This window comes from Mesorhizobium sp. RCAM 05099, from assembly GCF_059683685.1.
In genome coordinates this window covers 2,302,077-2,322,953 of record NZ_CM185035.1, presented here as the reverse complement: position 1 = coordinate 2,322,953, position 20,877 = coordinate 2,302,077, and the positions used below count along the sequence as shown (strand labels likewise).

The window sequence follows — 20,877 nt, the reverse complement described above, 5'->3', positions numbered from 1 at the left end:
CACATCTTGCGATCAGCGAAACCTCACACGGCAACGCCTGTCATCCGATACTCTGAACCACACCTGCCATCCAAACGGGCCATTCCGGAACCCCACCTCGGCCTCCCAGCTGGAGACGCAGAGGAAATCCCTCAACCTGTAAAAGCAGGATCTCGATGGCTTGGATGCAAACGCTCACTTCGCTCTGCTTGGGCACTCGCATTTCATGTGCCCATTTGTTGCGTGCCTTGCGCGCGATTTCCAGCCGGCGATACTGCCCGTGGTCAATGATGCCCGACAGTTCGAGCATCTCCACCCTTACCGAAGCCGTATAATCGCGTCCCGTCAGTTTTTCTTCACGGTCCTTCGTAATGCGTCCTGGCTCGGTACGTTTTGAATCGAGATGACGTTTCCAGGCAACGGAGATCAATTGTTCACACACGCACCATGAAATTACCACAGCCTCGCCGAAGCGCTTTTCCGCGTTGCGACACGCTGCGATGTAGGCGCTCTCCACGATCTGTATCGCCCGACTGCCTGGGTCCCGGAGGATGAGATCCAGTAGCCGAAACGATTCCTCTACAACAGATAGCTCCAAGGCGCGCCGCTGAAGCGCATGTTCACGGTTGACGCCATCCTTGTTATTTAAAACATTCCGGGCCAACGCGTGAATATCTTCGGTGTCGTCGTGATAAGATGGCTTTGTCTGAAAACTGATGGCCTTGTGCGTATTCCATGCGGTGACCGGGAAGCCCATGGCCGCGCCACGCCGCATAACAACGCTCTCCGCCGTCGCCAGGCAAGCTTGATGTGCGTTCATTAGCTGGGCGCGCACAATTGCATACTCCTCAGCCTTTTCCTCGGCTTTGGTATGGGCCTGAGGAACACTGTACGGCCCATTGGGATTAGGCTTCGTATATCCTGGGATGATTATCTGGGGCGCGGGTGCCCAGTTGCGGAAATCAAAGAGGAAGAGCCCGTCACGCTGAACTCTGACCTCAATTCCGCAATCGAGCTTGTGCTGATACGCGATCGCGTGGTGAACAGCCGGGTTGAGTTTTCGTACTGTTTCAGGCGCGGGAGCCTCGCCGATCCATACCGCCGGAATTCGGAAATACCCCTCGATGGAAGGAGAGACCATATCGGCCTGGATCAGCGGGGCGCGGATCATGCTCGCATAAAGATGTTTGTGTTCCTCTTTGCGGATTCCTGCGGGAGGTTTTCCAAAGTCAGTCATGCTGTTCTCATTTCTGGCCGCAACAGCCTAGCCTGTTTTCCCTCCTCAGCCTCTGCGTTTTGAGCTGGCGCAGACCAATCTCTGTGGATGGGATCGATAGATGCCTCATTCAGAGTGTGATTTGGGGCTGAAGGTCTCGGCTCCAAGAGCGTCCCAAAAGGGCTGTCGGCGGCTCCATCGTCGGAACGAAACAGAACTTTCGTGTGCGATTTTTGCACACCACCCAACCTAACTATTTGATATTACTGATCTTCTTCCCATCAATTATCACCCCAGACAATGGCTCCGACTTGCTGTCATGCCGCATGCCGACGATAGCAAACGCCTCCTCGATAGCGGCTCTCACGACGTAGCGGTTTCCCGACTCGAATCCCCGCAGCCGCGGTCTACTATCCTATTTTCACGCTGTTACCGCCGTTTGCCGCATTGGCCGGACACGTCCATTCCGGGCATTCCAAGGAAAGGGTAGCGTGATTGCTTCTTAGGCGAATGCTCCACTGTCGCGGAACTCAGCCCGCGAGGCGATGTGCAGCGAGAAAAGCAATGAAACGGGCACTTGGCGGGCTCCTCCTGTTGGGTATTAATCGAGAACAGGCAGCGGTAGCGATCGGCGTCAGTCCAACGACGTTCGACCAGATGGTCGCGGATGGCCGTATGCCACAACCGCGGATGCCCAGCAAAGAGCGCTATGTCTGGGACGTGGAGGAACTGGCAGAGGCATTCGGGCGGCTACCACACCGCAACAGCAAACTTGACGGCGTGTCCTCCAGCGATAATCCTTGGGATCGCAGATGATGGACGTGGCGAGCACCATGGTGAAATTCAATCTGAAAGGCGTTGTCGAAGACAGGGATCGGCACGGCAATATCCGGCTGTACTTCCGCGCACCGGGTAGAAAAAAGATCCGTCTGCGAGAAAAGCCAGGTTCAGCCGAGTTCCATGAAGAAGTGCGCTGCGCGCGAGATGGCGTTCCTTATGCTTCGGCTCATTACGTGGTCAGGCCTGTAGTGAAGCCAGTGGCCCCGCGGGGCAGCCTGACGTGGCTATGCCAGGAGTATTTCCGGCGCGGTGGCGCAGAGGTCGGCGAAGGCACGATGCTTCGACGACGGACAATACTCGAAGGCGTTTGCAAACTGCCTCACCCGCTGAGCGGACCAGTCAATCCGGACTTCTCGACGAAGGGTTCATTACCGTTCGCGGCCATGAAGCGGGCTCACGTCAAGGAGCTCCGTGACACCCGGTCAGACGCTCCGGGGGCAGCCAACAATATTACAAAAGCCATTAGCGCAATGTTCGCTTGGGCCAAGGATGCCGAGATGGTCGAGGTCAATCCGGCAAACGGAATAAAGCGCCTGACTTCGGGCAATGGTGAAGGTTTCCACACTTGGGAAGTGTCGGAGATCGTACAGTATGAGAAACGGCATGCGCGCGGCACCATGGCTCGTATGGCGCTGGCGATTTTTATGTTCACAGGTTTGCGACTGTCCGATGCAGCAATCTTCGGCAGACAACACATTACGCAGGTTCGCAACAAGGATACCGGGACTTGGGAGAAGTGGATCAGGATCAAGCCTGGCAAGACCGACAAGAGCAAGGTGCGCAAGGAAGCGATTGTCGTCGAACTGCCTCTGCTCCCAGAGCTCGAGGAGGAGCTTTCCTTCGCCCCGGCCGGAAACCTGACATTCCTCGTCACCGAGTATCGTCGGCCTTTCACGGAAAACGGCCTTGGTAACAAGATGCGCCAATGGTGCGACGAAGCGGGGCTCCCGGGCTGCAGCGCCCACGGGGTCCGCAAGGCGGGCGCCACCGTTGCCGCAGAAAACGGTGCCACGCATGAACAGCTGAAGGCGATTTACGGCTGGACTACATATCAGCAGCCCGATCATTATATCCGCAAGGCACGCCGCCGGATAGTGGCGCAGTCTGCCCGGACGCTTCTGGTATTCGATCGAAACGAGAACGAAAATGTCCCACTTTTGGAGGGGGTGGAAGAGAGTGGGACAAAAAAGTACAAAAAACCCAATTAAATCAACGGCAGCGAAAGCCAATGGTGGGCCCGGAGGGACTCGAACCCCCAACCAAGCGGTTATGAGCCGCCGGCTCTAACCATTGAGCTACAGGCCCCACGCGGGCTGGATTAATGTTTTTCGCATCGCGGCACAAGGCTTTCCCGACGGGCTTTCCGAGATCGCCCAAATCAACCCATAATCGCGCTCTACGCGAGCCGTGCGACTTGATCGCCGACCAAGGAGATTTTCATGACCAGACACCTTTTGCCCCTCGCGCTCGCCGCCGCGATCGCTTTTCCGGCGATGGCTGGAGCCGCCGACTTGCCGACGCCGCCCCGCATCGTTGTCAGCGGCGAAGGCGAAGCAACCGTGGCCCCCGATCTGGCGGTCTTGACGCTCAGCGTCATGCGCGAAGCCAAGACGGCGCGCGCCGCGCTCGACGCCAACAACGACGCCATGGCCGCCGTGATCGCGGCGATGAAGTCGGCCGGCATCAAGGACCGCGACCTGCAGACCGCCGGCATCCAGATCAATCCGCGCTACAACTACACCAACAAGCCGGACGGCAGCCAGGAAGCCGAACTCGTCGCCTATCAGGTGACCAACACGCTTTCGGTGCGCGTGCGCGACGTCGACAAGACCGGCGAGATTCTCGACAAGGCGGTATCGCTCGGCGTCAACCAGGGCGGCGGCATCGCCTTCACCAATGACGACCCGGCGGCCACCGTCACCGAGGCCCGCAAGAAGGCGGTCGCCAACGCCATGGCCAAGGCCAAGACGCTGGCCGAAGCCGCCGGCGTCAGCCTCGGCCGGGTGCTCGAAATCACCGACCAGAACATCGCGCCGTCGCCGATGCCGATCAACGCCAAGGCCTTCGATGCCGCGGCCGGCGCCCCGGTTCCGGTACAGGCCGGCGAGAACTCCTACAACGTCCAGGTCACCGTCACCTTCGAACTGAAATAACCCGCTCTGCCGACCCGTGGCCGGGCTTCGTTTGGCCACGGGAGGGCATCGGCCAATGTGCATGAAAAACCCCGCGGGATTGCTCCCGCGGGGTTTTTTCGAGCCACACCCTTCAAGTGGAAAGGGGCTCCGCTAGTCCGGGCTGATCCTCGCAGAGGATCATGCCGAACCTGCCCTCAGCGATAAATAACCGGGCAGCCACGCTCGTTGGCGAACACGATGACGACGCGGTCGCCATCCTGGCGGCCCATCACCTTGACCGTGCGGCGGCTCACGTCGACGATGCGGGCCCGGTGGAGGCCCATGCGCTCGGCCTTGTCGAGGGCGCGCTCCGGCGAACAGCCACGGCGCCAGTCACGGCGTTCGTCACGGCGATGGCGGTAGCCATCATCACCGGCATAGACGCCGAACCGTGGGTCGTTGTTGTTGCCGAAGCCGAGATAGAGGCTGTCGGCATGGGCGGGCATGGCCGCCAGCGTGCCGAGGCCGATCAGGGCCGAGAGGGCCGCCGTCTTTATCGTATTGAACATGGTCTTCTCTCCTTGTTGCGGGCTTTCGCCCGTCCTCGTGAAATCGATGGGGGGAGAATGCACCAGCCTGTCTGAACCATTTACGAACTCGCCGTTCATCCGCGGTTCATGTGGCGGGAAAAGGGAAATTGCTGGCCGCTTCTCAATCTTCGCCGGTTTTCGAACAATGGCCCCCAACGCTTTTTTCTCGCGCCGGTTCCCGACTTGCGACGGTCTCCTGCGTCGATGGCGCACGAGCAGGCCAATCGTCTAAACGCCGGCCCTAGGGTTCCTCGTCCAGCATATAGTCGAAATAATCTTCCGGCTCGGCAAGGTCGGTCTCGTTCGCCTTGACCCGGCCGCGCATCGAGATGCCGGCCTCATGCACGGTCTCGGCACTACCCGACACCAGCCGGTGCCACCAGTAGAGATCGCGGCCCTCGGCCACCAGCCGGTAGGCACAGGTGCTGGGCAGCCAGCTGATGGTGCGGACATTGCGCGGCGTCAGCCCGACGCAGTCGCTAACGCGCGCCAGCCGGTTGGCATAGTCCGAGCAGCGACAGGTCTGCGCGTCGAACAACCGGCAACCGACGCTGGTCCAGTAGATTTCGCCGGTATCCTCGTCCTCGAGCTTCGACAGGCAGCATTTGCCGCAGCCGTCGCACAGCGACTCCCACTCGGCCGGGCTCATCGCCTCCAGCGTCTTGGTCTTCCAGAAGGGTGTTTCCATTTCCGGGATGTGGCCCCGGCCGCCGGCAAGGTCAAGCGCCGCAACAGCCAGAATGCGGCGGTCGCCAGCCAAATGACACGAAGTTGCCTTCAAAAGGCCGGCCAATCGCCCTGTACGGCCTCTAATCCCGGCGCAACCGGAACCAATCGGCGCAAGATCGGTTACGGCAAGGATGGGACCCCACAAGGAGAATTCTCGATGAAACGCCAACCACGGATTCTGGCAGGCACCGCACTTGGCCTGTTGATGGCATCCGCGCCGTTGGGCGCGTACCCGCTGCAAGGCAATGCCGCATTCGGCCCGGCCCAGCGAACGTCAGCCCCCTTCATTTTGGCGCAGGCCGCCTGCGCCGAGGGCGAATCAGCCGAAGCCTGTGCGCTGAAGCAAAGAGGCCCAAAGAAAAAGCAGGAACAGGCCCAGCCCGCCCAGGCGGAGCAGCCCGCGCAAGGCGAGCAGCCCCCGCGCAAGAAGCGTGACCAGCAGCAGCAGACCGAGCAGGCACCCGCCGATCAGCAGGCGCAGCCCGAGCAGCAGCCACGCAGGAAGAAGCGCGATCAGCAGCAGCAGATCGAAGCCGCGCCTGCCGAACAGGCCGCTCCGGCCGCCGAACAACAGCAGCCGCGCAAGAAGAAGCGTGACCAGCAGCAGCAGACCGAGCAGGCGCCAGCCGAAGCAGCGCCAGCGCAACAGGCTGCTCCCGCTGTCGATGAACAGCAGTTGAAGCCGCGCAAGAAGAAGCGCGATCAGCAACAGCAGATCGAAACCGCTCCGGCCGGACAGGTCCCCGCCGGCCAGGTGGCGCCCGCCAACGACAACCAGCCGGCCGATCAGGCCAATCCGCGCAAGAAGCGCAAGCAGGACCAGCAGACCCAGCCGGCCGAACCGGCCGTCGCGCCGACGCCGACCCAGAAGGCAGCTCCTGCCGGGGAAGCCACGCCCAAGGTCGAACCGGCTCCTGCCGGCGAACAGCCCGCGCTCCAGAGTGACCAGCCGCAGGACAAGAGAAAGAAGCACGGCAAGAAACCGGTTGGCGAGCAGCCGGCCACGGGTGAACAGCCCGCCACAGGTGAGCAACCCGCCATTGGTGAGAAGCCGGTAACCGGAGAACAGCCAGCCATCGGCAGGCAACCGGCCAGTGGCGACAAGGCAGCACCTGTCCAGGGTGAAAACCCCGTGCAGGGCGAAGCACCCGCCGATCCCAATGCGGCCCCCATTCTGGACAGCCAGAAGGATGCCGTGCGTAAGGGCGGCAGGAAGCAGAACGCCCAGCAGAATGGCGAGCAGCAGAATGGCGGGCAGGACGCCCAGCAAGGTGGCACTCAGGGCCGCAAGCCGGCGGTCGCTCCCGTCGACCAGGGACCGCCGCCAGCCGACGACAAGGCCGCTCAGCAGGAGATCAAGCCTGAGAAGATCGTCCCGGTGACGGAGGAAAAGGGCACGCGCCTCGATCGCGCGCCCGACGAGAACATCCGCGACCGCCGCCGCCCAAAGGGCGTCGACGTGCTGAAGGAGATCGGCGACCGCGTCATCATCCAGCTCGGCGGCCAGACGATGGTACAGAGCAACGATGCCCCGCGCATGAACCGCGGCGCCAAGGATGTCTATTACGAGGATCTGCCGCAGGGCCGGACGCGCGAGACCGTCGAGCGCGGCAATGGCGTGCGGATCGTCACCATCCGCAACCGTTACGGCGACGTTATCCAGCGTTCGCGCATCACGCCCGATGGCCGCGAATATGTGCTGAGCTATGTCGACGAGCGGAGCTATCAGGATGATGGCGACTGGCGCGATCCCGGCGACGATCTGCCGCCGATGCGGCTGACCATCCCACGCCGTGACTACATCCTCAATTCCGAGGACGTCGAGAGCCCGGACGACTACTACACCTTCCTCGACCAGCCTCCGGTCGAGAGGGTCCAGCGTCTCTACTCGATCGACGAGGTCAAGCGTTCGGCCCGCGTTCGCGACATCGCGCGCCGCGTGGATCTCGACACGCTGAACTTCGAGTTCGGTTCGTCCTCGATCTCCGACACCGAAGTGCAGAAGCTCGAAGGTGTTGCCAGCGCCATGGACAAGCTGTTGAAGAAAAATCCGGCCGAGACCTTCCTGATCGAAGGCCACACCGACGCCGTCGGCACGCCGGAGGCGAATCTTGCTCTGTCCGACCGTCGCGCCGAAGCGGTGGCGGAGGCGCTCACCAACGCCTTCGGCATCCCGCCGGAGAACCTGACGACACAGGGCTATGGCGAGGAATATCTGAAGGTCAACACGCCAGCGCCAAACCGTGAGAACCGGCGCGTCGCCATCCGCCGCATCACCTCGCTGGTGGCGCCTGTCGCCAGCAACAATTAGGGCGTTTTTCCAAAGGCTTGAAGGAGCTTCTGGAATCAGACCACCAGAGAAAAGTCCATCCCGGCTCGCCGGGATGGACAGGACTACGAACGCAATCCGCGGTTCAACAGGAATTGTATCCGGGCATTGAATCGCGGACTTGCCTACCCCAGATTCAGGACTGGGCGTTCCCTGCCCCGTCCCGACTCCAGCGGGACGCATTGAGCCCCGCCGGTCCCTCTCCGGCGGGGCTTTTTTGCCTGGCAAACTTTGTCTTGCAAACAGGGGCGACCTGACCGAAATACGGCCCGCACCCCTGGGGAAAGTCGACCGGAATCACTCATGAAGCGTCTCGAACTGGCCATCGAATCGATCATTCTTGCCTCGCGCTGGCTGCTGGTCGTCTTCTATCTCGGTCTTGGCGTGGCGTTGGCGATCTACGCGCTGTCGTTCGGCAAGAAGCTCTATGAGTTCGTCACCGTGGCCTTCACGCTCGGCGACACCGACACCATCCTGAAGATGCTCGGCCTGATCGATGCCGCACTGGTCGCTTCGCTGGTGGTGATGGTCATCATCTCGGGCTACGAGAATTTCGTCAGCCGTTTCGACGAGAATGACGGCAAGGTCCACTGGCTGGGCACGATCGACGTCGGCTCGCTGAAGGTCAAGGTCGCCTCGACCATCGTGGCGATCTCGTCGATCCATTTGCTGCAGGTGTTCCTGAACTCGGTCTCCTATACGACCGACCAGCTGATGTGGCTGACCATCATCCACCTCACCTTCGTCGTCTCGGCGCTGATGCTCGCCTATATCGACCGGCTGATGGGCCTGGGCAAGGCCAAGAAGGACGAGGGCTGAGCGCCTGCCGGATGTTGAATCATTCCTGCAGGATCGACGCCCTATCGCCTTCTATGAGCAAGGCTTTCCCTCGGCCCGGCGACTTGCAGGCGGCAAGCCGGCCTGCCTTTAATAAATGCTCTTGATCTTGCTGTCCGTCCGGGCGAACACCTCGTCCGGCACGAAAAAGTCACCGGCCAGCGGCCCAGTCGCGCCCGGCGCATAGATCGAAAAATCCGTGAGGCCCTCGGCGCGCAGCACCTCCTCGTCGATGTAGAAATTGCCGGTCGTTTCGCGCGACGGCCGCATGAAGATGGCATGCGCGGCGTCGGCCATGATGTCGGGTGAACGGCTCATCGCCGCGACCGTCGCGCCACCCAGCAGATTGCGTACCGCCGCCGTGTCGATGGTCGAAATCGGCCACAGCGAATTGACCGCGATACCGTCCTTGGCGAACTCCGCGCTCATGCCCAGCGTGCACATCGACATGCCGAACTTGGCCATGGTGTAGGCAACGTGGTTCTTGAACCACTTGGCCTTCATGTCGAGCGGCGGCGCCAGATTCAGGATGTGAGGATTCTTTGCCAACTTCAGGTGCGGAATGCACATTTTAGACACCAGGAACGTGCCGCGCGTGTTGATCTGGTGCATCAAATCATAGCGCTTCATGTCGGTCTCCAGCGTGCCGGTAAGCTGGATGGCGCTGGCATTGTTGACGCAGATGTCGATGCCGCCGAATTTTTCGACGGTCCTTGAAACCGCTTCGGCGACCTGTGCCTCCTCGCGGATGTCGCACAGCACCGGCAGCGCCTTGCCGCCGGCCTGCTCGATCTCCTGCGCCGCCGTATAGATCGTGCCCGGCAGCTTCGGATGCGGCTCGGCGGTCTTGGCGGCGATCGTCACATTGGCGCCGTCCCGCGCGGCGCGCAGCGCGATCGCCAGCCCGATGCCGCGCGACCCGCCGGAGATGAACAGCGTCTTTCCCTTGAGCGACATTTTTCCTCCGCCTCCCTGTGCCTCTTTCACGCGATCCTTGCCCGCGCCGCTGCCGGATACAAGAGCTTGCGGCGGGAAGCCATGGTGACGCTGCGGAGGCTGGTACGGGTCTCCGCTTGGAACCTTGTTGGATTTCCCCGATGCTCGGTATATATTCCATACGAATAGGTAGAATATAGAATGGCACTATCGATCAAGAACACGGAAGTCGAGCAACTGGCGCGCGAACTCGCGCGTCGTCGCCGCGTATCGGTGACGGAGGCGATCCGCCAGAGTCTCGCGCGCGAGGTAGCGCGCGAGCGGCTGGTGCCGCGTGACGAAACCAGCGACCTTTTTCAACGCTTGATGGCGATCTCCGACAGGGCCGGAAAAGTTCCCAAACGTGAAGGCGCCATGACCGACGACGAGATTCTCGGCTACGACGAGTTCGGAATCCCGACGAAATGATCATCGATTCCTCGGCCCTGGTTGCGGTCCTGCGCGCCGAGCCCGGCCATGAGCGTTTCGTGCTGGCGATCGCACAGGCAAAAAGGCGATTGCTGGCGGCGCCCACACTTCTTGAAACGACCATGGTGCTCGCTGGCGGCTGGCAGGATGAGATCCTTGATCGCCTTGACGATTTCCTGCGCGCGGCTTCGATCGAAACCATCGCCTTCACCGCCGACCACGCCGCCGTCGCCCGCCAGGCCTTCCTGCGTTACGGCAAGGGCCGGCATCCGGCAGGGCTGAACTTCGGCGACTGCATCGCCTATGCGACGGCGCGTCTTGAAGCCATGCCATTGCTGTTCAAGGGCGACGATTTCCGGCTGACCGACATCGAAGCGGCGGTGTGATCGATATCAGACCAGCACCAGGCCCTGCCGCATGGCGATGGCGATCGCGTCGGTGCGGTTGGCGGCACCGAGCTTGATCAGGATCGCGGCGACGTGGAACTTTGCCGTGTGCACGGAAATGTTGAGCCGCCGCGCGATCACCTTGTTGGGCGCGCCTTCGGCCAGCAGCGCCAGCACTTCCGCCTCGCGCGGTGACAGCGTCGGTCGCATGGCGTGTTCGTCGGAGGTCTCGTCCTCGAACAGCTCGCCCTCGCCGGCATGGAAATCCTCATGGCGCCCGCTTCCGCCATCGCGCGAGACGCGATAGCCGGCCGCCGCCAGCCGCGCCGCCGCGGCGATCAGCAGATCATCCGCGCCTGCAGGCAGGATGGCCATCACCTCGCCAGCAGGCCGCTCCACGTTGGCGCGCCCCGACAACAGCACCCGTGGCGTGGAGACCGGCATGGCATCACCGCTCCCGTCGTCAACGATGGCGACGTCGGCGGCGCCGGCCACGACCGGCAACAGGTCATCGCTGGCAGCAAGAGCGGCGGACAGGCCCTCGGCGCGGCCCGCGTCGCCAAGCGCAATCAGCACCACCAGCCGCCGCGAGGCGGTGCCGTCATCCATGATCCGGTCGCTGGCGAGCCTGTCCATCAATCCTCTCAGGAAAGCGGCTTTTCGCCGATGGTGAGTTGAACATCGCGTTGTTCACCGCCGCGCACCACGCCAAGCGTCACCGAAGTGCCGGCGCTGTCGGGCCCGAGCCTGCGGATCAAGTCGCGCGGGCCATGCACGGCCTCGCCGTTCCACGCCACGATGATGTCGCCGAGAGAGAGGCCGGCTGCCTTGGCCGGGCCATCGTCGTCGAGGCTCATCACCATCGCACCGCGCGCATCGCGGTCGCGCACCGGGTGCAGGCCGGCGCCGAGATAGCCGCGCGCGACATGACCCTTTTCGCGCAGCGTTGCCACCGCCCGCTCGATCGTCTCGTAGGGCATGACCAGCGCGCGGCCGCGCGGCCCGAACAAAAGCATGCCGATCAGTGCGCCCTTGGCGTCGAGCACCGGGCCGCCCTCGAAGCGGCCGCCGGCGCCGATGGCAAGATTGAGCCGCCGGTCGATGGTGCCGCCGCGCATCGAGCGCCAGGCCGGGCCGACCTCGCCGACCGAGCCCGACACCGCCAGGGCGGAACCGTCGCTGTTGCCGATGGCGATGGCGATGTTGCCAAGCCGCACCGCGTCCGCCTTGGCGAGCGTGGGCGCGGTGGCCGCATCGGCGGGTTTCAGCAGGGCGACACCGGTTGAGGGATCGCGGCCGACCAACTCGGCCTTCACCGTCTCGCCCGAAGCCAGCGTCAGTTCGATCTCCTCGCCGGCTTCGACGGCTTCCTCGGCGGTGACGAAATAGCCGTCACGCCAATGGAAGGCGCTTGCCGTGCGGTGATGATGCGTGGCGAAGCTAGCCGTCACCGGCGCTGCCTGAGCGGCGAGATCGGCGATGGCGTCGGAAAATGCGCTCAGATTGAAATCGCTCATATTGGTCTCCTGGGTTCTGTCATGCCCCAGATATCGCTCGGCGGCGTGTTCAGAGGTACTCGCCTGACGGCTAGTTGCTGGTTTGACTGGCCATCTGGTCAGGTCGCGGCCGATCGGACTGCTCCGCACATATAGTCACGACCAAGCCTGAAAACACGGAGCCCTTCCATGGCCCTCGCCGCAGCCAAATTCGAATCCGACGACACGTTGCTCGACGCCTATTCGACGACGGTTGCCGACGCCGTCGACCGTATCGGCCCGGCCGTCTGCCGCATCGAGCGCATCGGCAGTCAGGGTGGCCATGGCTCCGGCTTCGTCATCGCGCCGGACGGGTTGGTTGTCACCAATTTCCATGTTGTCGGCGACGCCAGGACGGTGCGCGTCTCCATGCCGGATGGCGCCTCCAGCGAAGGCCGCGTGCTTGGCCGCGACCCCGACACCGACATCGCGTTGGTGCGCGCCGACGGCAGCTTTGCCGATGTCGCCCCCCTTGGCGATTCCAAGCGCCTGCGGCGCGGCCAGATCGCCATTGCCATCGGCAACCCGCTCGGCTTCGAATGGACCGTCACCTCCGGCGTCGTTTCGGCGCTCGGCCGCTCGATGCGCGCCTCGACCGGCCGGCTGATCGACGACGTCATCCAGACCGACGCGGCACTCAACCCCGGCAACTCCGGCGGGCCGCTGGTGTCGTCGGCCGGTGAGGTCATTGGCGTCAACACCGCCATGATCCATGGCGCGCAGGGCATTGCCTTCGCGGTCGCCTCCAACACCGCCAATTTCGTCATCTCGGAGATCATCCGCTTCGGCCGCGTGCGCCGCGCCTTCATCGGCGTTTCCGCCGACACCACCAATTTGCCGCGCCGCGCCGCCCTTCTGTCACAGGTATCGACCAGCACGGCGGTGCGGCTGCGCAGCGTCGAGAAGGACGGCCCAGCGGCCAAGGCCGGCCTCAGGGAAGGCGACATCATCGCCGCGATCGACGGGCGCCCGGTGACCGGCGTCGACGACCTCGTGCGCATGCTCGACGCCGAACGCATCGGCCGCGAGACGCTGTGCACGGTGGTACGCCGCAGCGGTGTCGGCCAAGTGACGGTGACGCCGGTAGCAAGGGCCAGTTGAGGCCGCTCCTCAAGCCCCCGCCGCGCCCTCCGCATATTGCGCCAAGAACGCCTCGGTCGGCGGGATCGGCTTGATGACGTCGATCAGCACCCCATTGGGGTCCTTGGTAATGAAATGGCGCTGACCGAAGGGCTCGTCGCGCAGGGAACGCAGGATCGGCAGACCGGCGGCCAGGATCCGCTCATGCACCGCATCCGGGTCGCGGACTTCGAAATTGATCAGCAGGCCCGATGCGCGGCCGCGCCCCTCTTCCGGGATCGTCTCATGGTCGCCCTGGACGATGCCGAGATTAACGCGCTTGCTCTCAGCCGATTGCAGATGCACATACCAGTCGCTCTCAAACAGCGGCTGGAAGCCGAAATGCTCGACATAGAAGGACGCCGTGCCGGTGACGTCGCCGGTCATCAGCACCGGATAATAGCTGGTGGTCTTCATCTTTCCTTCTCCCGCTAACTAACATACAGTCTGCATGTAAATTGAATTAACATACAGGCTGCATGTATGCAACAGGAATCCGCGCGCCGCTCCAACCGCGACCGCACCGAGGCGACGCGCGCCGACCTGATCGCCGCGGCGCGAAAACTGTTCACCGAAAAATCCTACGCCGAGACCGGCACGCCCGAGATCGTCGCCGCCGCCGGCGTGACGCGCGGCGCGCTCTACCACCATTTTGCCGACAAGCAGGCGCTGTTTGCCGCCGTGGTCGAGCAGGAAGCGACTGCGGTGGCGGATGAGATCGAGCGCGCCTCGCCGTCCTCGCTCAGCGCCCGCGACGCGCTGATTGCCGGCTCCGATGCCTATCTCGCCGCTATGCGCGCGCCCGGCCGCACGCGGCTGCTGCTGCTCGATGGCCCGGCCGTGCTGGGGCGCGCCGCCATGGACGCGATCGACAACCGCCACGGCAACCGCTCGCTGCGCGAAGGCCTTGTCGCTGCGATGCGGACCAACACGATGACGAGACTGCCGGCGGAGGCGCTGACCGCGCTGCTTGCTTCCGCCTTCGACCGTGCCGCACTGGCCATCGAGGCCGGCGGCTCAGCCGAGGACTATCGCGCCGTTCTCATGGCGCTGATTGATGGATTGTCCCCGGCTCTTCGTCAGGCACCTGGCCCGGCTCGAACTCGTTGAAACAGCCGAGTTGGCGCTTGAACTGGTCGATCAGCCAGGCTGCCGCCGGCTTCGGGCTGCTGTCATTGCGATGCATGGCAAAGAGTGGAGAGCGCACCTCGCCAAAGGGTTCAAGGTCGAGTTCCACCAGCCGGCCGCTGGCGAGATCGTCGGCGATCAGCCAGCGCGGCAGGCCGCCCCAGCCCAGCCCCTCGCGCATCAGAATATGCTTGGTGCGCATATCCGTCAGGCGCCAGGTCCGGTAGGCAAAGACGCCGAAGTCGCGCCCCTTGGTGCGTTCGGACTGGTCGGTCACGACAAGCTGGGTGTGTTCGCGCACATCCTCGATCGCCAGTGGCTTTGGCAGCAGCGCCAGCGGGTGGCTGGGCGCCGCGGCCAGCACGATCGACATGAAGCCGATGCGCACGAGATGGACGTCGACCTCGCCGAGCAGGCCGCCAATGCCGAGATCGGCCTGTCCATTCACGACGTGGTCGGGGATCAATCCCAGCGAGCCTATATGCAGGCGTAGCGTCACCGTCGGAAACTGGACCTCGAACGCCTTCAGCACCCGCACCAGCACCGATGACGGCAGTGTCATGTCGACCGACACGGTGACTTCGGACTCCAACCCTTGCCTGTAGCCGTCGACCCGCGAGCGGATGCGCTGCAGCACACTGACCATGCGCCTTGCATCTTCCAGCGTCGCCCGTCCGGCTTCGGTCAGTTGCGGCTCGCGCGTGCCGTCGCGTTCGAACAGCTTCATGCCAAGCTGTGCCTCGAGATTGGCGATGGCATAGCTGATCACGGATTGTGCCCGGTTGAGCTTGCGGCCGGCGGCCGAGAAACTGCCGGTTTCGGCCACCGTCACCAGGATCTGAAGTTGGTCGAGTGTCGGGTTGGGTTGCATAGCTATCTATTTTATAGATGGATCATATAGAAAATATACCAGTTTTTCAGATTAGATGGTAGCCCCATATCTGGCGGGACAACTCAATTCCCACTGGAGAGACCCGCTATGTCCATTCTTCTTGTAACCTCGAGCCCGCGCGGCGCTGCCTCGCACTCGACCCGCATCGCCACTGAATTCGCCGAGAAGCTGCTTGCCGCCGATCCGTCGAACACGCTTGTCGTGCGCGATCTCGTCGCCAACCCGTTGCCGCATATCGATGCCGACTACGCGACCGGCATCTACACGCCGGTCGAAGCCCGTACCGCGCGCCAGGCTGAAGTCGTCGGCGTTTCCGACGTCGCGCTTGACGAGCTGTTCGCCGCCGACACCGTGATCCTCGCTACCGGCTTCATCAACTTCAACATCTCTTCGACGCTGAAGTCCTGGGTCGATCACATCGCCCGCTCCGGCAAGAGCTTTTCCTATGGCGAAAATGGTCCGAAGGGCCTTGTCACCGGCAAGAAGGTCTACATCGTGCTGGCTTCGGGCGGCATCTATTCTGAAGGTGCGGCCGTGCAGCTCGATCACGCCATTCCGTATCTGCGCGGCGTGCTCGGTTTCCTCGGCATGACCGATGTCGACGTCATCCGCATCGAAGGCGTCGGCATGGGCCCTGACGCGGTGACCGCCGCGCTAGCCAAGGCGACTGCCAAGGTCGACGCCGTGGTCGCGGCCAGCCGCGATGTCGCTGCGGCCGCTTAAGCACGGATCGCTATCCAGTTGAAAAGGCAGGCGCGGTGCGCCTGCCTTTTTCTTGCTGTCTCATAAAAGCGTGGGCAGCCCCTCGCCGCTTCCCGATATGGCAGCCTTGACGATTCACCTTGGTTCATCAATAATCATAGTGAACCAAGGTGAATTGTAACTATGACCGCTTTTACCGTACGGCTCCCAGACGACACGACAGACAGGCTCGACCAGCTCGCCGAAAAGCTTGACCGCTCGCGCTCTTATGTGGCCGCCCAGGCCATTGAGGACTTTGTAGCCCGCCAGGAATGGCAGCTCACGGAGATAGAGGCGGGGTTGGCCGAGGCCGATCGGGGTGAATTTGCCAATGAGCAAGAGTTGGCCACCGTAATCGGGAAATACGTCAAGTCCGCCGGCTGACTATGAGCCGAAGGACAATCCGCTGGACCAAGCGGGCATTGCGTCGGCTTGACGAAATCGGCGCGCATATCGCGGAAGAGAGTCCCGAGGCGGCCGCTCGTGTCATTGCGCGTATCTTGTCGGCGGCGGAGTTGCTCACCGAGCAGCCAGCCATGGGTCGCGTTGGGCGCATCAAAGCGACGCGAGAGCTCGTTTTGGTCGATATCCCCTATATCGTCCCTTACCGTGTAAACGGAGATACCATCGAAGTACTCACCGTCATACACGCCGCCCAACAGTGGCCGCAGACCCTGTGAGCCCGACCGGTAGCTGCTTTTTCTAGCCGATGAAATGCCGCAGCAGCCCCGCCGAGGCGACCCCGATCAGCACGGTCGGCAGCATGGACAGCCGTGTCGCGGCGGCGAAGGTGATCGCCAGCCCCAAAAGGTCGGCCGGGTGCCTCGACACGAAGGCCGGTGCGATGACCGAAATCAGCACGCAACCGGGCGCCGCTTCCATCACCGCCGTGGCGCGGGCGCTGAGCACGCGGTTGCGCAACACGACATAGCCACCGATCCGCGTCAGATAGGTGACGCCGGCCATGAGCACGATGGTGAAAAGGGTCGCTGGCTCGATCATGCATCGCCTGCCATCAGCCAGGCAGCAAGCAGCCCCGACACCGCGCCGGCGGCGACATACCAGGCGCCGGGAACCAAGAGATAGACAAGGGCGGCAACGACCAGGCTGACGAGCCAGGGCCGCGCCGGCGCCATGCCCTTCCACATGCCACGCATCAGCACGAGGAAGACAGCCGGAAATGCCATGTCGAAACCATAGATCTCGACGTGACCGAGCATCGGGCCGAGCAAGGCCCCTGCCGTGGTAAAGACCACCCAGGTAAGATACATCGCCAGTGCCGCGCCCATGTAATAGTGCGGGCTGAAGGCTGGCGTTACGCCCGCGGCGGCACGCTGCCTGGCCTCGGCAAGGCCGAGCGCCCAGCTCTCGTCGCATAGGAAGAACAGCGCCGGAAACATCTTGCGTCGCGGCAGATGACGCAGGAACGGCGCCAGTGCCGCGCCCATCAGCAGATGCCGGCTGTTGACCAGGAAGGTGATGGCGACGATCAGCACGATGTGGGGCGGCGATGTCCACAACTGGATCGCGGCGAATTCCGAGCCGCCGGCGAAGTTCAGTCCTGTCATGACAGACAGTTCGAAGACGCTCAAGCCTTTCTGCGTGGCCTGGGCGCCGAGCACCAGCGCATAGGGGATGGTGCCGAGCAGCACCGGCGCGCAGGACGCCACGCCACGGCGGAACTCGGATCTCGAACCATTGCCAGTCGTCTCGACTGCCTGTGAAATGCTCATGGCTATCCATGGGCTGGCCTCGCGGCCGCCGCTTCCGGTTGCGCTTGAAATCCCTTGATGTCGGCGGCAAACATACCCAACCCTGTCCGCAATTTGGTTGCGAATATGCGCGTAATCTGCAAAGAATTGGCACCACACATCACGATTTTGAAGAATAGTGGAATCCATAGCCAATGAACCTGGATGAGATCGACAAACGCATCCTGCGGGCGCTGCAACGCAACGGGCGCATGGCCAACAACGATCTGGCCAATGAGGTCGGGCTGTCGCCCTCGCCATGCCTGCGGCGCGTGAAACTGCTGGAGGAGGCCGGCGTCATCGACCGCTACGTCGCGGTGCTCAACCCGGCCAGCATCGGCAAGGGGCTGACCTTCTTCACCCGCATCTGGCTGAAGACGCAGGACGAAGACACGATCGAGCACTTCGCCACCGAAGTGGCCAAACTGCCGCAAGTGATGGAATGCTACCTGATGCTCGGCGACTGCGACGCCATGGTTCGTGTGGTGGCGGCCGACATCAACGACTATCGCCGCTTCCAGTCGGAGCATCTGAGCCGTATCAAGGGCGTGCAGAACGTCAAGACCGACGTTCCGAGTTGGACGATCAAGTACACGTCGGAACTGCCGATCTGACGGCAGTCGTCCAAAGTGCGAAGCGGCTTTGGGGCAGCGACCAGCACGGAAAAGCGACCAGAAGCAGCCGGAAAAACGAGGCCATTCCAGACTGGATAAAAAATGCAACCGGATTGTAGGATCGGCTTCGGTGTCAGCGTCCTTCGGATGCAAGCAGCGCGCGGCGCTGCCCTCTGGCATGGGAGATTTGAATGAGCCTTTCCTATCGTTGGGTCATCGTCGCCGCTGGCGCGCTGATGTCCTGTGTCGCCATCGGCACGATGTTTTCGCTGGCGATCTTCCTCGAGCCGATGGCGCTCGACACCGGCTGGTCGCGCGCCGGCATTTCGAGCGCCATGACGCTCAACTTCCTGGTGATGGGCCTTGGCGGCTTCGCCTGGGGCGCCCTGTCGGACCGTTTTGGCGCCCGCATCGTCGTCATGATCGGCGCTGTGCTGCTCGGGCTGGCGCTGGTGCTGGCCAGCCGCGCCGGCTCGCTCCTCACCTTCCAGATCACCTATGGCGTGCTGGTCGGCCTCGCCGCCAGCGCCTTCTTCGCGCCGATGATCGCGCTGACCACGGGCTGGTTCGACACCCATCGCGGCCTTGCCGTTTCGCTGGTTTCGGCCGGCATGGGCGTGGCACCGATGACCATCTCGCCCTTCGCCCGCTGGCTGATCTCGGCCTATGAGTGGCGCACCGCAATGTTCGACATCGGTATCACGGCCTGGGTGCTGCTGTTGCCGGCGGTGCTTCTGGTGCGCCAACCACCAAAGCCAGCTGGGCACGAGACCAGTTCCACGCCTGTTGCCGAAGGCGCCGGCATGACGGTCGGCCAGGCGCTGCGCTCGCCGCAGTTCATCGTGCTAGGGTTGACCTTCTTTGCCTGCTGCGCCGCGCATTCCGGGCCGATCTTCCACATGGTGAGCTATGCCATGCTGTGCGGCGTCGCCCCCATGGCGGCGGTCTCGATTTACAGCGTCGAGGGCCTCGCGGGTCTCGGTGGCCGGCTTCTCTATGGCGTGCTGGCCGACCGGCTGGGTGTCAAGCCGGTGCTGATCGCGGGCCTCGCCATCCAGGCGATCGTGATTGCCGCCTACCTCTCGATCAGCCGGCTCGAGCACTTCTATATGCTCGCCGTCATCTTCGGGGCCACCTATGGCGGCGTGATGCCGCTCTATGCGGTGCTGGCGCGCGAATATTTCGGGCAGCGCATCCTCGGCACGGTGTTCGGCGCCGCCACCATGTTGTCCAGCCTCGGCATGGCACTCGGACCGCTCGCCGGCGGCATGGTGTTCGATGCCTACGCCAGCTATTCCTGGCTGTTCATCGGCTCAGCCATCATCGGGCTTGGCGCGGCCGGCATCGCCATCGCCTTCCCGCCGCTGCCGCGCAGGCAGCTGCAGATGGCCTGAAGCAATTCCAGGAAAAGCGCGTAGCGCTTTCCCGGGAAAGCGTAGCGCTTCCCCAGGGAATTGCGTCACCCAAACCCGCTCTATCGGGACGGGCGCCGTCGGCGCCCGCCTTTGCCGAAGCTCAGTGCCCGAACCAGCGGGCCTTGCGGCTGGAGCCGAAGTTCACCTTGTCGACTCGCAATGCCTCCGACGGTTCATAGAAAGCACCGGTGGGTTTTGGGCCGGAAAAGAAATCCACATCCACCCTGGCGATCCTGTTGGCGCCGAATTCGATGTAGCAGGATCCCGCACCTGGGTTCTTTGCCGTCTGCTCCTCATGGCGCAGCCTGGCGATCAGGTTCGCTGCAACGGTGCGCGCGGCGCCCTCGGCAAAGACCCCCGCCTTCGGCGCACCCGTATTGGCCAGATCGCCCAGCGCGTAGACGCCGGGAAAGCGGGTTTCGAGTGTGCGGGGATCGATGGTCACCCAGCCGCCCTCGGTCATGCCGGCCTCGACGACGACATCCGGAGCGCGGTTCATGGGCACGCCAAGGAACAGATCGCAGGGCAGTTCGCTGCCATTGTCGAGCGTCACGACCTTGCGGCCCTCGTCCACGGAAACCACGCGGGTGCTCGCAATGAAGGCGATATCGCGTTCGGCGAAAGCCGCGAGAAGCGCCTTCGAGGTTTCGGGAGAAGGCGGCACCGGGCTCGACATCGCGTTCACATAGGTGATCTGGCAGTTGTCACGGACACCTCTATCGGTCAGGTAATCGTGCAGCATCAGGGCACACTCGCTGGGTGCTGGCGGGCATTTATAGGGCGCGCCGCAGACGCCGATCACGGCATGGCCGCGGGTGAAGCCGGGCAGCACCTTCGCCATGTGGGCGGCGCCCGGCACCGAGTAAAATTCGTTGCGGCCGAGCGTAATCCCGGGCGTGGCCGAAACGTCGTAATCCGCGCCGAGAGCGACTACCAGTATGTCCGCCTCGTGCACGCCCTTGTCGGTCGTCACGCGCCGCCGTTCCGGGTCGATTGCGGTGACGGTCTCGCGCTTCATCGTGACGCCGGATTTGGCGTAGTCGGCATAGGGTAGCCGCACAGCCGTCTCGGTTGCGCGGCCGAACATCAGATCGAGCTTGGCAAAGCCGAACACGAAGGCATCCGACTTGTCGATCAGGGTGACAGCAATGCTGTCACCCAGGGCTTCGGACAAGGACGTGCTGAGTTCAAGCCCGCCAAAACCGGCGCCAAGGATAAGGATACGGGGTTTCATACTGTCACCTCTTGTTGCCGGGTT

General features: G+C 63.1%; 25 protein-coding genes and 1 tRNA gene. 14 read left to right on the top strand and 12 right to left on the bottom strand.

The window, feature by feature from the left end:
- Positions 1 to 40: 40 nt before the first annotated feature.
- A complete protein-coding gene (locus AC56QQ_RS11420) occupies positions 41 to 1,216 on the bottom strand; it encodes a hypothetical protein (RefSeq protein WP_497127140.1) in 1,176 nt (391 codons plus the stop codon).
- Positions 1,217 to 1,759: 543 nt separating this feature from the next.
- Between AC56QQ_RS11420 and AC56QQ_RS11415 the strand changes: the two genes are divergently transcribed.
- Together AC56QQ_RS11415 and AC56QQ_RS11410 are read left to right on the top strand one after the other, a co-directional pair.
- Positions 1,760 to 2,011, top strand: a complete 252-nt coding sequence (locus AC56QQ_RS11415) for a helix-turn-helix transcriptional regulator (RefSeq protein WP_497127137.1) — start codon at positions 1,760 to 1,762, stop codon at positions 2,009 to 2,011.
- Entirely contained in the window at positions 2,008 to 3,243 is a 1,236-nt protein-coding gene (locus AC56QQ_RS11410; protein ID WP_497127134.1) for a tyrosine-type recombinase/integrase, read from the top strand. Before AC56QQ_RS11415 ends, AC56QQ_RS11410 begins: the two co-directional genes overlap by 4 nt.
- A gap of 21 nt (positions 3,244 to 3,264) precedes the next feature.
- Here the strand turns inward: AC56QQ_RS11410 and AC56QQ_RS11405 are convergent.
- A tRNA-Ile gene (locus tag AC56QQ_RS11405) sits at positions 3,265 to 3,340 on the bottom strand.
- A gap of 134 nt (positions 3,341 to 3,474) precedes the next feature.
- Between AC56QQ_RS11405 and AC56QQ_RS11400 the strand changes: the two genes are divergently transcribed.
- A complete protein-coding gene (locus AC56QQ_RS11400) occupies positions 3,475 to 4,188 on the top strand; it encodes an SIMPL domain-containing protein (protein ID WP_489862678.1) in 714 nt (237 codons plus the stop codon).
- Positions 4,189 to 4,364: 176 nt separating this feature from the next.
- Here AC56QQ_RS11400 and AC56QQ_RS11395 read toward each other — a convergent pair whose 3' ends face one another.
- Positions 4,365 to 4,718, bottom strand: a complete 354-nt coding sequence (locus AC56QQ_RS11395) for a hypothetical protein (RefSeq protein WP_497127131.1) — start codon at positions 4,716 to 4,718, stop codon at positions 4,365 to 4,367.
- Positions 4,719 to 4,980: 262 nt separating this feature from the next.
- The gene (locus AC56QQ_RS11390; RefSeq protein WP_497128940.1) at positions 4,981 to 5,427 is read right to left on the bottom strand and encodes a YcgN family cysteine cluster protein; all 447 of its coding nucleotides are present in this window, start codon (positions 5,425 to 5,427) and stop codon (positions 4,981 to 4,983) included.
- A 198-nt stretch (positions 5,428 to 5,625) separates the two neighbouring features.
- Here AC56QQ_RS11390 and AC56QQ_RS11385 point away from each other — a divergent pair, with 198 nt between their 5' ends.
- A complete protein-coding gene (locus AC56QQ_RS11385; protein WP_497127129.1) occupies positions 5,626 to 7,779 on the top strand; it encodes an OmpA family protein in 2,154 nt (717 codons plus the stop codon).
- A gap of 321 nt (positions 7,780 to 8,100) precedes the next feature.
- Positions 8,101 to 8,616, top strand: a complete 516-nt coding sequence (locus AC56QQ_RS11380) for a TIGR00645 family protein (protein ID WP_091581741.1) — start codon at positions 8,101 to 8,103, stop codon at positions 8,614 to 8,616.
- 108 nt (positions 8,617 to 8,724) lie between these two features.
- Here AC56QQ_RS11380 and AC56QQ_RS11375 read toward each other — a convergent pair whose 3' ends face one another.
- Complete coding sequence (locus AC56QQ_RS11375) at positions 8,725 to 9,591, bottom strand: SDR family oxidoreductase (protein ID WP_497127127.1); 867 nt, start codon at positions 9,589 to 9,591, stop codon at positions 8,725 to 8,727.
- Positions 9,592 to 9,771: 180 nt separating this feature from the next.
- On the opposite strand from AC56QQ_RS11375, the gene AC56QQ_RS11370 reads away from it, so the two are divergent.
- Positions 9,772 to 10,038 (top strand): type II toxin-antitoxin system VapB family antitoxin, encoded by a 267-nt coding sequence (locus AC56QQ_RS11370; protein WP_489862682.1) that lies wholly within the window; start codon positions 9,772 to 9,774, stop codon positions 10,036 to 10,038.
- Complete coding sequence (locus tag AC56QQ_RS11365; protein WP_497127124.1) at positions 10,035 to 10,424, top strand: type II toxin-antitoxin system VapC family toxin; 390 nt, start codon at positions 10,035 to 10,037, stop codon at positions 10,422 to 10,424. The genes AC56QQ_RS11370 and AC56QQ_RS11365 overlap by 4 nt, the downstream gene beginning before the upstream one ends.
- 6 nt (positions 10,425 to 10,430) lie before the next feature.
- On the opposite strand, the gene AC56QQ_RS11360 is transcribed toward AC56QQ_RS11365, so the two are convergent.
- Together AC56QQ_RS11360 and AC56QQ_RS11355 are read right to left on the bottom strand one after the other, a co-directional pair.
- Positions 10,431 to 11,060: a helix-turn-helix transcriptional regulator gene (locus AC56QQ_RS11360; protein WP_497127121.1), complete on the bottom strand. Its 630-nt coding sequence runs from the start codon at positions 11,058 to 11,060 to the stop codon at positions 10,431 to 10,433.
- Positions 11,061 to 11,068: 8 nt separating this feature from the next.
- Positions 11,069 to 11,941, bottom strand: coding sequence for a S1C family serine protease (locus AC56QQ_RS11355; protein ID WP_497127119.1), 873 nt, complete (start codon positions 11,939 to 11,941; stop codon positions 11,069 to 11,071).
- 168 nt (positions 11,942 to 12,109) lie between these two features.
- Here AC56QQ_RS11355 and AC56QQ_RS11350 point away from each other — a divergent pair, with 168 nt between their 5' ends.
- Positions 12,110 to 13,060, top strand: a complete 951-nt coding sequence (locus AC56QQ_RS11350) for a S1C family serine protease (protein WP_497127116.1) — start codon at positions 12,110 to 12,112, stop codon at positions 13,058 to 13,060.
- Between the two features lie 9 nt (positions 13,061 to 13,069).
- Here the strand turns inward: AC56QQ_RS11350 and AC56QQ_RS11345 are convergent, their stop codons facing one another.
- On the bottom strand, positions 13,070 to 13,495 hold the full coding sequence (locus AC56QQ_RS11345; RefSeq protein ID WP_497127114.1) for a VOC family protein: 426 nt from the start codon (positions 13,493 to 13,495) through the stop codon (positions 13,070 to 13,072).
- Between the two features lie 66 nt (positions 13,496 to 13,561).
- On the opposite strand from AC56QQ_RS11345, the gene AC56QQ_RS11340 reads away from it, so the two are divergent.
- Positions 13,562 to 14,188 (top strand): TetR/AcrR family transcriptional regulator, encoded by a 627-nt coding sequence (locus AC56QQ_RS11340; RefSeq protein ID WP_497127112.1) that lies wholly within the window; start codon positions 13,562 to 13,564, stop codon positions 14,186 to 14,188.
- Here the strand turns inward: AC56QQ_RS11340 and AC56QQ_RS11335 are convergent.
- Positions 14,121 to 15,077 carry a LysR family transcriptional regulator gene (locus AC56QQ_RS11335; RefSeq protein WP_497127110.1) on the bottom strand — a complete coding sequence of 319 codons (957 nt, stop codon included), beginning with the start codon at positions 15,075 to 15,077 and terminating at the stop codon, positions 14,121 to 14,123. The two genes, AC56QQ_RS11340 and AC56QQ_RS11335, sit on opposite strands and share 68 nt — an antisense overlap.
- A 108-nt stretch (positions 15,078 to 15,185) precedes the next feature.
- Here AC56QQ_RS11335 and AC56QQ_RS11330 point away from each other — a divergent pair, with 108 nt between their 5' ends.
- The 3 genes from AC56QQ_RS11330 to AC56QQ_RS11320 all read left to right on the top strand — a co-directional run bounded on the left by AC56QQ_RS11330 (position 15,186) and on the right by AC56QQ_RS11320 (position 16,519).
- Positions 15,186 to 15,821, top strand: a complete 636-nt coding sequence (locus AC56QQ_RS11330; RefSeq protein ID WP_489862690.1) for an FMN-dependent NADH-azoreductase — start codon at positions 15,186 to 15,188, stop codon at positions 15,819 to 15,821.
- Between the two features lie 162 nt (positions 15,822 to 15,983).
- Positions 15,984 to 16,223 carry a CopG family ribbon-helix-helix protein gene (locus AC56QQ_RS11325; RefSeq protein WP_497127108.1) on the top strand — a complete coding sequence of 80 codons (240 nt, stop codon included), beginning with the start codon at positions 15,984 to 15,986 and terminating at the stop codon, positions 16,221 to 16,223.
- A gap of 2 nt (positions 16,224 to 16,225) precedes the next feature.
- Complete coding sequence (locus AC56QQ_RS11320; protein WP_497127106.1) at positions 16,226 to 16,519, top strand: type II toxin-antitoxin system RelE/ParE family toxin; 294 nt, start codon at positions 16,226 to 16,228, stop codon at positions 16,517 to 16,519.
- Positions 16,520 to 16,541: 22 nt separating this feature from the next.
- On the opposite strand, the gene AC56QQ_RS11315 is transcribed toward AC56QQ_RS11320, so the two are convergent.
- Positions 16,542 to 16,841 (bottom strand): AzlD family protein, encoded by a 300-nt coding sequence (locus AC56QQ_RS11315; protein ID WP_489862693.1) that lies wholly within the window; start codon positions 16,839 to 16,841, stop codon positions 16,542 to 16,544.
- A complete protein-coding gene (locus tag AC56QQ_RS11310) occupies positions 16,838 to 17,572 on the bottom strand; it encodes an AzlC family ABC transporter permease (RefSeq protein ID WP_497127104.1) in 735 nt (244 codons plus the stop codon). The genes AC56QQ_RS11315 and AC56QQ_RS11310 overlap by 4 nt, the downstream gene beginning before the upstream one ends.
- Before the next feature lie 173 nt (positions 17,573 to 17,745).
- Here AC56QQ_RS11310 and AC56QQ_RS11305 point away from each other — a divergent pair, with 173 nt between their 5' ends.
- Both AC56QQ_RS11305 and AC56QQ_RS11300 read left to right on the top strand, forming a co-directional pair.
- Positions 17,746 to 18,204 (top strand): Lrp/AsnC family transcriptional regulator, encoded by a 459-nt coding sequence (locus AC56QQ_RS11305; protein WP_489862695.1) that lies wholly within the window; start codon positions 17,746 to 17,748, stop codon positions 18,202 to 18,204.
- A 191-nt stretch (positions 18,205 to 18,395) separates the two neighbouring features.
- Entirely contained in the window at positions 18,396 to 19,598 is a 1,203-nt protein-coding gene (locus AC56QQ_RS11300) for an MFS transporter (protein WP_497127102.1), read from the top strand.
- 121 nt (positions 19,599 to 19,719) lie between these two features.
- On the opposite strand, the gene AC56QQ_RS11295 is transcribed toward AC56QQ_RS11300, so the two are convergent.
- Positions 19,720 to 20,853: an NAD(P)/FAD-dependent oxidoreductase gene (locus AC56QQ_RS11295; RefSeq protein WP_497127099.1), complete on the bottom strand. Its 1,134-nt coding sequence runs from the start codon at positions 20,851 to 20,853 to the stop codon at positions 19,720 to 19,722.
- Positions 20,854 to 20,877 lie beyond the last annotated feature (24 nt).